14 protein-coding genes are annotated in these 13,385 nt (G+C 34.7%); 5 read left to right on the top strand and 9 right to left on the bottom strand.

Annotated elements, in window-relative coordinates:
- Nucleotides 1–218: 218 nt before the first annotated feature.
- The 3 genes from QQZ16_RS20275 to pdxR form a co-directional block, all read right to left on the bottom strand.
- Nucleotides 219–410 carry a hypothetical protein gene (locus QQZ16_RS20275; protein ID WP_031540242.1) on the bottom strand — a complete coding sequence of 64 codons (192 nt, stop codon included), beginning with the start codon at nucleotides 408–410 and terminating at the stop codon, nucleotides 219–221.
- Between the two features lie 213 nt (nucleotides 411–623).
- Nucleotides 624–1,664 (bottom strand): SepM family pheromone-processing serine protease, encoded by a 1,041-nt coding sequence (locus tag QQZ16_RS20270; protein ID WP_048716468.1) that lies wholly within the window; start codon nucleotides 1,662–1,664, stop codon nucleotides 624–626.
- Nucleotides 1,665–1,755: 91 nt separating this feature from the next.
- Nucleotides 1,756–3,162: a MocR-like pyridoxine biosynthesis transcription factor PdxR gene (gene pdxR / locus QQZ16_RS20265; RefSeq protein ID WP_031540244.1), complete on the bottom strand. Its 1,407-nt coding sequence runs from the start codon at nucleotides 3,160–3,162 to the stop codon at nucleotides 1,756–1,758.
- A gap of 115 nt (nucleotides 3,163–3,277) precedes the next feature.
- Here pdxR and QQZ16_RS20260 point away from each other — a divergent pair, with 115 nt between their 5' ends.
- From QQZ16_RS20260 to QQZ16_RS20250, 3 genes are all read left to right on the top strand, one after another.
- Nucleotides 3,278–3,985: an aspartate/glutamate racemase family protein gene (locus tag QQZ16_RS20260; RefSeq protein ID WP_251627737.1), complete on the top strand. Its 708-nt coding sequence runs from the start codon at nucleotides 3,278–3,280 to the stop codon at nucleotides 3,983–3,985.
- 449 nt (nucleotides 3,986–4,434) lie between these two features.
- Nucleotides 4,435–5,820, top strand: a complete 1,386-nt coding sequence (locus QQZ16_RS20255; RefSeq protein WP_031537162.1) for an alkaline phosphatase — start codon at nucleotides 4,435–4,437, stop codon at nucleotides 5,818–5,820.
- A gap of 167 nt (nucleotides 5,821–5,987) precedes the next feature.
- Nucleotides 5,988–6,653: a hypothetical protein gene (locus tag QQZ16_RS20250; protein ID WP_235248996.1), complete on the top strand. Its 666-nt coding sequence runs from the start codon at nucleotides 5,988–5,990 to the stop codon at nucleotides 6,651–6,653.
- A gap of 273 nt (nucleotides 6,654–6,926) precedes the next feature.
- Here the strand turns inward: QQZ16_RS20250 and QQZ16_RS20245 are convergent, their stop codons facing one another.
- Both QQZ16_RS20245 and QQZ16_RS20240 read right to left on the bottom strand, forming a co-directional pair.
- The gene (locus QQZ16_RS20245) at nucleotides 6,927–7,766 is read right to left on the bottom strand and encodes an STAS domain-containing protein (protein ID WP_251627738.1); all 840 of its coding nucleotides are present in this window, start codon (nucleotides 7,764–7,766) and stop codon (nucleotides 6,927–6,929) included.
- Between the two features lie 108 nt (nucleotides 7,767–7,874).
- Nucleotides 7,875–8,729 (bottom strand): VOC family protein, encoded by an 855-nt coding sequence (locus QQZ16_RS20240; RefSeq protein WP_251627740.1) that lies wholly within the window; start codon nucleotides 8,727–8,729, stop codon nucleotides 7,875–7,877.
- Between the two features lie 151 nt (nucleotides 8,730–8,880).
- Here QQZ16_RS20240 and QQZ16_RS20235 point away from each other — a divergent pair, with 151 nt between their 5' ends.
- Nucleotides 8,881–9,192 (top strand): winged helix-turn-helix transcriptional regulator, encoded by a 312-nt coding sequence (locus QQZ16_RS20235; protein WP_235249011.1) that lies wholly within the window; start codon nucleotides 8,881–8,883, stop codon nucleotides 9,190–9,192.
- 74 nt (nucleotides 9,193–9,266) lie between these two features.
- On the opposite strand, the gene QQZ16_RS20230 is transcribed toward QQZ16_RS20235, so the two are convergent.
- The gene (locus QQZ16_RS20230; RefSeq protein WP_031537170.1) at nucleotides 9,267–9,497 is read right to left on the bottom strand and encodes an excisionase family DNA-binding protein; all 231 of its coding nucleotides are present in this window, start codon (nucleotides 9,495–9,497) and stop codon (nucleotides 9,267–9,269) included.
- Nucleotides 9,498–9,631: 134 nt separating this feature from the next.
- On the opposite strand from QQZ16_RS20230, the gene QQZ16_RS20225 reads away from it, so the two are divergent.
- A complete protein-coding gene (locus tag QQZ16_RS20225; RefSeq protein ID WP_031537172.1) occupies nucleotides 9,632–9,826 on the top strand; it encodes a hypothetical protein in 195 nt (64 codons plus the stop codon).
- A 118-nt stretch (nucleotides 9,827–9,944) separates the two neighbouring features.
- Here QQZ16_RS20225 and QQZ16_RS20220 read toward each other — a convergent pair whose 3' ends face one another.
- The 3 genes from QQZ16_RS20220 to QQZ16_RS20210 all read right to left on the bottom strand — a co-directional run bounded on the left by QQZ16_RS20220 (nucleotide 9,945) and on the right by QQZ16_RS20210 (nucleotide 13,255).
- Complete coding sequence (locus QQZ16_RS20220; protein WP_284561723.1) at nucleotides 9,945–11,990, bottom strand: bifunctional diguanylate cyclase/phosphodiesterase; 2,046 nt, start codon at nucleotides 11,988–11,990, stop codon at nucleotides 9,945–9,947.
- 239 nt (nucleotides 11,991–12,229) lie between these two features.
- Complete coding sequence (locus QQZ16_RS20215; protein WP_251627744.1) at nucleotides 12,230–12,823, bottom strand: methyltransferase; 594 nt, start codon at nucleotides 12,821–12,823, stop codon at nucleotides 12,230–12,232.
- Nucleotides 12,824–12,895: 72 nt separating this feature from the next.
- Nucleotides 12,896–13,255 carry a helix-turn-helix domain-containing protein gene (locus QQZ16_RS20210; RefSeq protein WP_284561722.1) on the bottom strand — a complete coding sequence of 120 codons (360 nt, stop codon included), beginning with the start codon at nucleotides 13,253–13,255 and terminating at the stop codon, nucleotides 12,896–12,898.
- Between the last annotated feature and the right edge of the window lie 130 nt (nucleotides 13,256–13,385).

Here is a 13,385-nt window from a genome sequence, read left to right as displayed (position 1 = left end):
GATGCACTTAAACAAACGAATAAGAAAATCAAAAAAATAATTCAAAGTCAACTTGAACAGTGGATCGCTGGCCTTCCTAATTATATCAAGGCTTATTTGCCGATATCACTCTGCGAAAGTTGAGTAATATAGATAAAAAAAATTAACGTGGTCTAAACCGCCCCTCACAAAAAAAGGAGACAAACGCTCTTGCGTTTGTCTCCTTTTTTGACTCTTCATTATTTTTTCTTCTCATCCTCTTTTTCAATTTTCTCTACAGGAGAATGTCCCATCCAATCTTCTTGTTTCATCCGTTTTTTTCGTCTTCTTTGTGATACAACTATGACAAGAATAATAAGAACGATTAAAAGGAGAGGAACTCCAAAAGCTCCATAAAGAATATTAAAAAGACCACTAAAAAATTCTGACATGGTGAACCTCCTTGTAAATGCCGTTTCCCAACTTCCCATCGTACTTTCCACTATCTATATATACCTTTCCCATTTCACTCTTTTCTAAACAGAATTTTTAGTTCAACAGCCTTACATGAAAAAATCTCCTTAAATAAATTAAGGAGACACTAGGTAAACATTATATTTTATCCGGAGAAATTCTGTAAATCTGAAATGAGCAATATGTAAAGTTTATTTCTTTTCAGGAAGCTTTTCCAAGTAATCGATTGCCTCTTCCAATGTGCTTACTGGCACGATTTTTATATCTGTGTAGCCTTCTTCCTCCACTTGCTCTTTAATTTCCTTTTCATTGGTATCATCTTCTGTTATATCTTTTGGATAAAAGAATATATCTACATCTGCTTTATGGGCAGCAACTATTTTGTGCTGGATTCCACCAATTTGTCCTACATTTCCCTCTGCATCCATTGTGCCAGTACCAGCAATTTTGTAACCCTTTGTTAAATCCTCTTCCACAATTTGATTATAAACTTCTAAAGAAAACATTAATCCAGCTGAAGGGCCGCCAATATTTTCACTATTAATCGCAACATTGATCGAAGGATTTATTGTCATATTATCTTCAGGTGCAATGCCAATTCCGACTTGTCCTGTTTTTTTATCTAATACAATGACTTCAACGGATGCTTCTTTCTTTTCTTTCCCATGTATAAATTCAAGCTGGACAGTGTCGCCTGCTTGCTTGTCTTTTAAATACGCAATTAATTCATCACTTTTCGTAAATTCTTGGCCATCTACCTTTTGAATAATATCTCCAACTTCTATAATTGACTTTGCTTTGGAATTTTCTAATACTTGTGCAACGAAAATGCCATTATAGTCAAATTGAACTTTTTTTCCTGCTTCATGGAGGCTGGCAATAATCGCATTTTGCTTAGAAGTATCCATCATATGAAGCAATAGCTTATTATACTCTTCGTCACTAAGATTCCCTTTTACCTCTTCCTCTTTTCGTATTTCCGTATGAGGAGCGACTAATCCGTATAAATAAATATATGGATTATTTGCCTTTATCGAATAAACAGTTGTTAAATTGAGGCTTCCTTTTTCTGACTTAGTTCCATCTTCTACCGTCACTTTTGGCGCAAGTGCTTCAATGGAGCCTGGCTGGTTTAAATAATAGGGGGTTGGGATGAATAAGAGAATGATGAGTACCCCAAAAAGTATGGTTAACCACTTTCTTGAAAAGATGCTTTTTCTTGATTTATTCATATTTACATACTCCTTAGGATAATAATTTGCTTCTATAAATATATTTACATACATTAAATGAAAAAAGAATGAATTTCAGCTATTTATTCCATTAAAAAATGGATTTTCTATTTGATTCAATTGTTTTTCTTAATAAAAGGACACCCTTTTCGATTTCCTCTAAAGTTAGTCCACCATATCCCATCACAATTCTTTCCCTGTGTTTCCCTTTTACTAAGCTATATTGTTCAATGGGGTATACCTTCACTCCTGATTGTTCCATTTTATGTATGAATGTTGGACAAAAATCTACTCCTGGTATCTCTACAACTAAATGCATGCCTGCTGATTTACCTATAATGGTTGCGCCTTGAAAATTTTGTTGAATGGCTGAAACCAATCGTTCTCTTTTTTCTTTATAGATTTTTTTCATTTTGCGTACATGTCGATCTAAATATCCTTCCCTGATAAACTGGGCTAATACTAATTGTTCTAGTGAGGATGTATGTCTATCTGAAAACCATTTAATTTGCTCAAAGGAATCGACCAATTCCTCTGGTAAAATAACATATCCAATCCGCAGTCCTGGGGAAAGTATTTTGCTAAAAGTACCCACATAAATCACATGGTTAGGTGCTATACCTTGAATGGACGGTACAGGCGCCCCTTCATAAGTGAATTCACTGTCATAATCATCTTCCACAATATAGCAATTCATCCTTTTCGCATATTCTATTAGCTGAAGTCTTCTTTGAATAGATAGGATTCCACCTAACGGAAATTGATGGGAAGGAATTACAAAAACAAAGCTTGGTGATTGTTCTGGCAAACTATTTGGGTTAATTCCATTTTCGTCTACGGGAACAGGAAAAATCTTCGCATTACCAAATGTAAAAATATTCCTCATTTCATCTGTTACCGGGTCCTCAACTGCAATTCTTTTATTATCTTTTCCAAGCATTTCCGTAATAAGCTTCAACCCTTGAGTAGCACCAGATGTAATGAAAATTTGCTCTGCCCTGCATTGTACCCCTCTTACTCTTTTTAAATAGTCAACAAGTGCTTCCTTCAACTCCTTCATCCCTGCAGCTTCTCCATATCCAAAGACGGATTCCGATGAATGTAGACAAATCTCCTTCGTTATTTGAGCCCATTTCTTCCTAGGAAAATAATCTATTGCTGGATTGCCAGCTTTAAAATCAATATATGTATTTTTTTCATCCTCCGCTTTTTTGGGAGTGTCTTTCCTCTTCGGTCTCTCAACAAACGAAAGGGAGGTCCCCAGTGCTACAAAGGTTCCTGCCTTTGGTCTAACCTCCAAATATCCTTCTGCAATTAAACGCTCATACGCTTCTAGAACAATATTTCGGGAAACTCCAATAGTGCCTGCCAATTCTCTCGAAGAAGGTAATTTCTCTCCTTCTTTTAATTGTTTTTCTAATATGCCATTACGAACCTGATCATAAATTTGCTGGGTTAGAGAGATAGATTGAGATCGGTCAATCGTAATAAAAATCATAGGAATTTCCTCCAATAAAGACTAAACTGGTACTATAAAAGTATATATTTTCTGGCTCTATCCTATACCAGTATACCATGATATCATGAAAAAAATGGTCGAAAGGAGTTTTACTATGAAAACGATTGGACTTATTGGTGGTTTGAGCTGGGAATCAACGGCAGATTATTATCGATATATGAATACATTGGTAAAGGAAGAAATGGGAGGATTACACTCATCCAAATGCCTTCTTTATTCTTTTGATTTTGAAGAAATTGTTGCACTGCAAAAAGCTGGTCACTGGGAAAAGGCAACGGAATTAATGGTACACGCTGCAAAAACATTGGAAGCAGGGGGCGCTGATGTTGTTTTAATCTGTACAAATACGATGCACAAGATGGCAAAAGAAGTACAAGCAGCCATATCTATTCCTTTGCTTCATATTGCAGACGCTACAGGAAGCACTGTAAAAGAAGCTGATTTGAAAAAAGTTGGCTTATTAGGAACCATGTTTACAATGGAGCATTCTTTTTATAAAGAGGCACTATTAGAGCAAGAAATAGAAACGATTGTGCCCGAGAAAGAAGATAGAGAAGTTGTTCATCGGATCATATTTGATGAATTATGCAAAGGAATTATTCTTCCTGAATCAAAGGAAATATATTTGCGCATTATCGACAAACTGCTAGCTCAAGGTGCAGAAGGTATTATATTAGGATGTACAGAAATACCGTTACTTATTAAACAAGAAGATAGCTCTATTCCATTATTTGATACTACCTTTTTACATGCTAAAGCCGCTGTTTCCTACGCGCTCAGTAAAGAATTCGCTTTAAAATAAAGCTTAGTAAAGTCCTTTCTTTCCTCACTCGAAACGAACCAAAAAAATACCATGTCTTATTAACGAGGCCACTGAAAAAGTGAATTACCTAGTGAATCGGTAGTTACCAAACCATTCTAACTTAGTGTAGGTTTTTGTTTTCCGAGGCTTACCGCTCGCTTTCCACGGGGCGAGCGCCGAGCCGCTTCGTCGCTACGCTCCTGCAGGGTCTCGGACTTTCTCGCATCTCCCGTAGGAGTAGAGCGGACGCCTCTCCAAACCAACTTATTATTCGCTTTCAAATAAATAAAACCTCATTTAATTTGGAGAACTAGACTTTTTCAGTGGCCTCCTTATTAACTAGGGTACCTTTATCCTAGTTTTTTTTACATTTTCTCTAAACGGCTGTAAAACAAACTTAACGTCCTTCCATGATAATAAAGCGAATCAATCATTTGGAGGGAAACAATTTGAACACTAAATCATGGAAAAAAAAGTTATTACCAATCGCCGTAATCTCCTCTTTATCCGTTGCTGGGATAGCAACAGCACTCTTTGGAACAGAGACAGAAGCAAAAAATAACGGAAGCAGTAATGGCAAGCCTAAAAACATTATCTTCCTTATAGGAGATGGAATGGGTGTTTCTTACACTTCTGCGTATCGCTATTTAAAAGATAATCCAGAGACAAAAATAGCAGAAAATACATATTTCGATCCCTACTTGGTTGGTCAGCAAATGACATATCCAGAAGATCCTGCACAAAATGTGACGGATTCTGCATCTGCAGCAACTGCTATGTCAGCTGGTATCAAAACATATAATAATGCCATTGCAGTTGACAATGACGAAACGGAAGTGAAAACTGTCTTGGAAGCTGCAAAGGAAAAGGGAAAATCTACTGGTCTTGTTGCAACATCTGAAATTACACATGCGACGCCAGCTGCTTTTGGATCCCATGATATAAGCCGCAAAAATATGAATGCAATAGCCGATGACTATTTCGATGAAATGATAAATGGAAAGCATAAAGTCGATGTTCTATTAGGCGGCGGAACAGATCTATTTGTTCGTCAGGACAGAGATTTAACGACGGAATTCAAAAAAGCTGGCTACAATTATGTCACCAATCGCGATGATTTACTGAAAAATAAAGATACCCAGCTACTTGGACTATTTGCTGAAGCAGGCATGCCAAAAATGATAGATCGAGACAAAGAAACTCCTTCCTTAGAGGAAATGACGAAAACTGCAATTGAAAGCTTAAATAAAAATAAAAAGGGCTTTTTCCTGATGGTAGAAGGCAGCCAAATTGACTGGGCTGGACATGATAATGATATTGTCGCTGCAATGAGTGAGATGGAAGATTTCGAAAAAGCGTATAAGGCAGCAATCGACTTTGCCAAAAAGGATAAAAACACATTAGTGGTAGCTACTGCTGACCATTCTACAGGAGGATTCTCGATTGCAGCAAACGGCGATTACAACTGGTACGGAGAGCCAATCAAAGCAGCAACAAAGACACCTGACTTTATGGCAGAATTGATTACCAATGGCGCATCTGTTGAATCTACTTTGAAAAAGTATATCAATCTATCCCTAAAGTCAGAAGAAGTTCAATCCGTTCAGAAAGCAGCTGAAACAAAAGATTTAACTAGTATTGACAATGCGATTGAAGATATCTTCAATAAACGGACCAACACGGGATGGACTACAGGTGGTCATACTGGAGAAGACGTTCCTGTTTATGCATATGGACCTTCTAGCAATCTTTTTGCTGGACAAAAGGACAATACAGATCATGCTAAAGTTATTTTTGACCTACTGCAGGCAAAAGTAAAAATCACGGACAATTAAAAAAGGCTATTTTCGTAATGTTTGTTGCTATCGCCCGCAGCCGGAATATCATCTTGCTGATAGGCGGTGGAGATTTCCATCTCTTAAAATTCAGAGATTCTGAAAAAAAATAGGCTTCTCTTCGGCTTCTATTTGAAGGGAAGCTTTTCAATTGGGAGGATTCAACCTTGAAACGCTTTTTTATGTATTCATTTGCCTTTCTCTTATTAGCTGGGTGCAACAGCAATAAAGAGACTGAAGTAATTACCATTCAGGAAGTAGAGAAAAAAGAAACAAGCATGCAAAATGTTCCTGTTATTCCTGTTTCAACAGATGCATATATTCAAAACCCACAAGTTATTGATGATACTTCTCTAATAGCTGTAGGCGATTTCTACCGGGATAGGAAAGGCGAAGCAACATTAAAAGCCCTTGATGAAGAACCGAAGAGCATTCAGATTGATTCGATAAAACTGACAGTCAAAGATGCCAAGATAATCGATTATCGACCTGCATATAGCTTAATTGACTTCTATCATACCTATACACATGATGAGCAATTCATTTTCGTTAAGTTTTTCGTGGAAATCGTAAATCAATCGAACAAACAAAAGAAATTCTCTCCAATTGCTTTTATTCAGACGAATACAGATGAAATGATCACTTGGGAGAAGGATATTTATTTAGAAGAGCTCAATGGGGTGTTAAATCCAGGCGAACGAAAGAATGGTAATATAGGTTTCATTATAGAAAATTCCCCTATCAATGAAATTCAGTTAAGTACAAGTGATGTTTATAATGAACAAGAAAAGCTACTAAATAAGGCTAAAACACTAGATTTCCATTTTGAATAATAATAATAACATAGATTAATTACTTCTAAATCGATGAAAGAGAACAAGTACGTCAGGTAACCTTTTTACAGCGAGCTTGCGCTTGTGTGAGCCAGCAAGGTAATCTTGACGTATATTTTCCTACTAGCATACAATATCATAATGATTAGAACCTCAATGATGTCCACTCCATTATCCTGCGTGATAGTCGTTATATTTCATACAATAGGAATTTAGCGATAAACTACTCGTCCCTTTCACTAATTCATTTTTACGAAAATAGCCTTTAATCAATTATTTTTGGAAATGAACATCTTGTTCAATTGCTTTAGAAAGCGTGGAAGCAATCGAAATATCTTCAAATGATAATCCTAGTTGGATTGCAGTTGTAGCAATTTCTGGTCGAATACCCGATAGCGTCGTTTTGACCCCAATTAAGCTTAGCCCATTAATAAGTTGAAAGATTTGATGAGCAACCATGGTATCAATAATAATTACACCAGATAGGTCAATAAATAACTGAGATACCTTTTTTTCTGCACATTGTTTGATTGTGTTTTCCAATATTGCAGCAGCACGGGCAGTATCGATATCTCCAACAAGGGGCAAGAGTGCTCTTGTTTTACTCAAGGAAATAACTGGAGAACTTAGCTCATTAATCATTTCTTGCTGTGCTTCAAGCTGTCGGTTCGAATAATGATGATGCTCCTCTGTATATTTTAAAATTATCTTATCTAGAACTTTCATAACAGAATGATTCCATCCAATTACCCGCTTATGACTAACATCATGTTCTGTGGCATATTCTTCAATTAGCTGAAAATATTGTTCTCTCGTACGAATAAATTCACGAATAATAAAATGGATTGGCGTATCTAAATGTGCTTGATCTGTTGCAATTTCAAAAATCCATTCCTCTATATCTTCAAGAAATAGTTGCTTTTCCTTAATAAAAAGGCCAGCAAGTCTGTAATGAAAATCATTATTTTGTTTTTTCATGATTTCAATTACATGTGGGTCAGATGTTGCATAGACACCTTTCGGATCATTTTTTGTTAGATCGTTATACCACTCTTCTGTTAATCTATCTGTATTATCGATAAAATATTGGTAAACTCCTTCATTATAGTGCAACTACTTCCCCACCTCTAAAATTTGTTACTTTTAAACACGCCTAGAATTTTCATATTCTTTAATTAAAAGTTTAATAAGATTAGGGGAAATATGCAATTTTTTTATTTTTTAAGCAGTAACCAAACGAATCATATTTCCCGAAGGATCATATGTGTATAAATTATCCTTATCCTTTGTGAGAGTTGCTCCAAGCTCTGTCAATCTTTGTGTCAATTCTTCAAGCTTTTCCTCACTAGGTATCTGTAAATCATAATAAGCTAAACCAACATGATTTTTCTTTGGAACAGGTGCACCAATACCGTTCCAGACATTTAAACCGATGTGATGATGATAGCGGCCAGTGGAAAGAAAAAATGCCTGAGATCCATATTTTTGAACGACATCAAAGCCCAATCCTTTTACATAAAAATCAACTGTTTCTTCTAATTCTGCAACATGTAAGTGAATATGACCAAGAATAGTTCCATCAGGAAGACCATTCCATTTGCTATTACTAGAAGCTGCAAGCACTCCTTTTGTGTCCATATAGGCAGTATCCATTCTTACAAGGTTTCCATCCCATTGCCAATCTGCTGGATTTTTATCGCAATATATTTCAATTCCGTTTCCATCCGGATCAGCTAAATAGATTGCTTCACTGACATAATGATCAGAGGCACCTTGTAATGGATATCCTGTTTCTAGCAAATGCTTAAATACATTTCCAAGATGCTCTCTGGAAGGGACTAATATTGCTAAATGATAAAGTCCTGTTGTCCGCATTTTCTTGGGCTCGACTTGATCTAATTCCTCGATAAATAAAAATGCTTCCCCTGTTCCTGCACGTAATGCTGCTTGTTTCTTCTCTTTGCTTGCAATCGAAAGACCAATCACATTTTGGTAAAATAATAGTGACTCTTCTAAATCAGATACCTTTACCTTGACACTTTTTGCATAAATATTTGGGTTTCCGTGAAATGTCATTTATTTCTCCTCCTAACCATCTTCCTCACTTACTTTATGTAAGTAATTTTATTTTAATAATTAATGATTGTAAAGTAATCTAATTACAATTCATAATATTTTTACTTAAAATAATATTTATTGTATAATTATTGGAAGGGGGGATATTAAAATGAACCAAATGACAATTTGTCCAAGGTTTGAAAAAGCAATGAGTATTTTAAGCCAACGCTGGACTGGTTTAATTATTTATCAGCTATTGAACGGTCCTCAACGTTTCTGTACTATGGAATCCTCCATTGGAATAAGCGGAAGACTTTTATCGGAGAGATTAAAGGATTTAGAGCAAGCTGGAATTGTAGCAAGAGAGGTATATCCTGAAACTCCTGTTAGAATTGAATATTCTTTAACAGAAAAAGGGCGTTCATTAGAGCCAATTATGAAAGAAATTGAAAATTGGTCCCATTCTTGGCTAGAAGTGTAAATCTAATATAAGGATATCTCTGCAAAACCTTATGGTTTCATGCGAAGATATCCTATTTATCTAATAATAGCTTTTTAATCCTCATCTTTAATGTCTAAATCTTCTGGAATCGGCTCACTCCATACTTCTTCCACAAACTTTTTATATTTCTCTACTTGCTTAAAATGTGTATTAAATTGCTCTCTGTTGATAAGATAATCGTTTCCATCAAAAATTGCTCTAATTTGATTTTGTAAAATCAGATTTTTTACCTTTATTTCTGATACAGCAAGCAATTCTGCAGTTTCCTTCACTGATAAATACATTGATTCACCTCTTTTTATTCAATAGCCTTTTTTTCTTTACACGGATTCCATTTAAAATTAACTCTTTCTTTATATTGTCTTCATTAATCAACTGTATAGTTAAGTTATCGGTACAATCAAAGGAGGATGCATAAATGAGTTTCGTACTAAACAGCCTATTTTTAGTAATGATCTTTTGTTGTTTCTCTTTCATATTTTATCAGTCTTTCTTCGCAAAAACTAGAAAAGTAACTGCTCCACGTTCAACATCTCTTCCATTAGAAAAGCATTCCTGTGATAGCGAAAAGACAAGGGTATTCTCTAAAGATATTAAACTTTACGCAGAATAGCTCTCCCACATAAGAGAATGAATTCATTCTACAAAATCCCAGTTACAAAATACAGATACTTTTGCAAAAAGAAAGATCATCCTTTCTTTTACATCGATACGGATGATCTTGATTCCTCTTATTGATGAATATCTGTTTCACCCTTTTGAAAATGGAATAGCCACTCTTCCAAAGCAAAGACAGTCATTGGCCTCGCATAATAATATCCTTGGATAATTGGCCATTCATTTATAGAAGCTAAATAGTTAATCTGTTCTTCTCTTTCTACCCCTTCTATTACAATGCTCAAATGCAAGGAACTTCCGAGAGCTATGATTGCTTTAATAATTTCTCCGTCTTTTTGGGACTCCGGAACCCCATCAATAAAGGATTTATCAATTTTCAAGGTGTTTACAGGAATTCTTTTCAAATAAGATAAAGAGGAAACCCCTGTTCCGAAATCATCCAGTGTTACTGTAAAGCCAACATTTCTAAAAGCCTGAACAGATTGAATTGCCCCTTCAATATTACCAACTGCACTTGTTTCTGTTATTTCTAACTCAATCAAATGGGGCATTAACTTGTATTTCTCTACATTAGTGGTTAAGCTTGTCATTAGCCTTGGTGAGGTTACATAGGAGCCAGGTATATTAATAGCTACTGGTATATATCTATCTTGCTGTTGCCAGACATCAATTTGTTTAGATACCTCTTCAATAATCCAGTCTGTGACATCATACATTTTATCAGATGCTTCTAAAATTGGGATAAACACACCTGGCGACAACTCTCCATATAAAGGGTGCTTCCATCTTAATAAAGCTTCTAATCCAGCGACTTCCGTTGACTTTAGAAATACTTTTGGCTGATAAACTAAATATAGATGTTTTTCCAATAGGGCATCCTCTATCTCATTCACAAGATGATTAGCAAAAGTCTGTTTATGTTTTTCTGGATCATACAGGATGATTTCATTATCAAATCGAATGGAATAATGTGTTAAAACAGCGACAGCATTTTCATATAGCAGCTTGGAAGATGCTTTTTTCTCATTGACTGATAATGCAATTGCTGTCTCTACTTTGATGATTCGATCATCAATAGTTACCGGATTAGATAAAATAGCAGTTAATTGATTCAATTCCACCATTAATTTATCTAAGGATTCATTAGTCGTACTGACAATCGCGAAACGATTTCCCTCTATTCGGAACAATTCTACATTCGTTTGTATTAGTTTCGTACATAATTCTTCGATATAACCTATAATTTTATCTCCAAAGTAATAACCATACTTACCATTCCATTTATTTAAGTCATGTATATGAAGGATTGCCAGACCACTAAAATACGTGGAGGATTCAATCAACCTTTCGAACTGTCTTCGGTTTGGAAGCTTTGTTAATGAATCAAAGTAATTTAAGCGATAATCAACATAGCGATCCAATAGGCTAGACAAAATAGAAAATAATAAAATAACAAAGATACCGATTGTTACACCAATAATAATTGCTATTATACTAACATGGTGTGAGTGCGTATGGGTAAGTTCCATTTCTGTATCTACATAATATCGAATGGCATACATCCCTGTATAATGCATACTTGATATCGCTCCACCCATCAAAAGGGAGGTAACAATTTTCACAATAAAATTATTCATATATTTTTGTAGCTTCATAAAGATAAACAACGAAAAAAAAGAAGCTATTATAGCGATGAAAATGGATAAAATAAAATAGCCTAAATGGTAGGCATAATCAGCCTCTGACTTCATTGCTTTCATTCCAATATAATGCATGCTACTTATACCAATCCCCATAAAGATTCCAGCAAAAGCAATCCATTTACTAGAATTCTTTGCCTTACTAGATATACTGAAAGCCAAAAATGTAGCTAATATAGCTGGCACTAAGGAAAGAATCGTTAATGGTATATTGAAAGTCATATCAATCGGAAGCTTAGCCGCGCTCATCCCAATAAAATGCATAGACCAAATCCCGAAGCCCATCGTAATCGCCGCTAAACCTAACCATATATAGCGATGAAAAAAACTATGATAAACGATCCGTTCATTCATAGAAAGGGACGTATAAGAAGCTAAACATGCAATTAATACAGATAAAGCAATGATAGGAACTGAATATTCAACCTGTATATATGTTACTTGATCGACACTTGGCAATGTAAAAATAGTAATTTCTCCTCTATAAATACGTCTATGAGGGATATCATTCTTGAATTAGCAGCTGTTCCCATTTACGTATTTTACAAATTTAAAACGACTTTTATCCTAAGTCTTTTTACTTATATACTTGAATATAAAGGATAAATCTATTTTAGACAATGGTTTCATTTTGGTATTATATTACATGGAAAACATAAACAAATATAAAAAATGTTAACCCATGCTATAAATTTTTTCTACCAATACATAGACTTATATATTATAAACTTGTCCTTATCCTTTTTATTCCCTACTTTTACCTCCCCCTCTTTTTCAAAGAATGGATGGCTCTCCATAAAAATTTGATATTCATTTGAGGGGTAATAGAGAATGACTTTCACCAGGCGACTGTTTTCTTCTAGCGAATACATTATATTACTGACAATCTTTTGAAAGAGAGGCAGAGAAAAAGGATTAAAAAAATAAAAATAATTATCTTGTGGCTGTATTGAATAATCCTCTGCTTTCCCTAACAGAAAGCATATCTTCTCTTTCCTACTCTTCCTGTTTTTTGAATAGTGTTCTATATTTACTAAAGCATCTTGATAATATTCTTCATTCATTTCTATTCCAGTTACAGTAGATTGAAATAAATAATGAATAAAAAAGTTCAATCGACCTTTCCCACATCCAAAATCGACTATATGATCAGTCTTATGAAGGGGAAATTCTTGAAACAGCTGTTCTAAATGCTCGTATGGAGTAGGTTCATACCGATGATAATGGTATGATTTATTGAATCCTAATTGTATTTTTTCGGTTTCGATATGTAGTAATTTATCGTAGTTCACTTGAAACACCTTTCTTTTTTATTTCTGAATACCTCCGAGTAGATCAAAGTATAAATTTTTACTTTAGCTTATCTATTTTTTCTTCTCACGATATTCGTTTGGGGAGATGCCAACTATTTTTTTAAATACTTTGCGAAAATATTTATCGTCTTGATAGCCGATCAAATTTGCAATATCATACACCTTTAGATTACTATTTTCCAATAATTCTTGTGCTTTTTGTATGCGTATGGATACTAAATACTCAGAAATATTTATATGATACTCCTGTTTAAATTTTCTCGATATATATTCTCTGCTTATGTAGAAACGCTCTGAAATTTCCTGAAGTTTAATCTCTCGATGAAAATTCGCTTTTATGTACTTTTCAATTTCTTGGATAATATTTTTTGATGTTCTTGTATTTTGTCTTTTTACTCGTCTAAGAAACAATGCTGTAAACTGTCACTTTATATCCTCTCAAATACCGTTGGAATTTTCAAATTCCTTCAGAATTGTTTATATACTTCTCTGGAATAATGTGCTAAATTTTTTGCATATTAGAAGGGGGAGTTTTTTTATG

Source organism: Bacillus sp. T2.9-1 (genome assembly GCF_950097965.1).
Taxonomy (GTDB): Bacteria; Bacillota; Bacilli; order Bacillales; family Cytobacillaceae; genus Niallia; species Niallia hominis.
Note: the sequence above shows the minus strand (reverse complement) of the source record. Positions and strands in the feature narration are given on the sequence as shown.

What these genes read in the sequence shown, in the direction of transcription:
- QQZ16_RS20225 (WP_031537172.1), top strand. Translation starts at nt 9,632, where the DNA reads ATGAGTTTCGTACTAAACAGCCTATTTTTAGTAATGATCTTTTGTTGT.
- QQZ16_RS20235 (WP_235249011.1), top strand. Translation starts at nt 8,881, where the DNA reads ATGAACCAAATGACAATTTGTCCAAGGTTTGAAAAAGCAATGAGTATT.
- QQZ16_RS20240 (WP_251627740.1), bottom strand. Translation starts at nt 8,729, where the DNA reads ATGACATTTCACGGAAACCCAAATATTTATGCAAAAAGTGTCAAGGTA.
- QQZ16_RS20270 (WP_048716468.1), bottom strand. Translation starts at nt 1,664, where the DNA reads ATGAATAAATCAAGAAAAAGCATCTTTTCAAGAAAGTGGTTAACCATA.
- QQZ16_RS20275 (WP_031540242.1), bottom strand. Translation starts at nt 410, where the DNA reads ATGTCAGAATTTTTTAGTGGTCTTTTTAATATTCTTTATGGAGCTTTT.
- pdxR (WP_031540244.1), bottom strand. Translation starts at nt 3,162, where the DNA reads ATGATTTTTATTACGATTGACCGATCTCAATCTATCTCTCTAACCCAG.
- QQZ16_RS20230 (WP_031537170.1), bottom strand. Translation starts at nt 9,497, where the DNA reads ATGTATTTATCAGTGAAGGAAACTGCAGAATTGCTTGCTGTATCAGAA.
- QQZ16_RS20260 (WP_251627737.1), top strand. Translation starts at nt 3,278, where the DNA reads ATGAAAACGATTGGACTTATTGGTGGTTTGAGCTGGGAATCAACGGCA.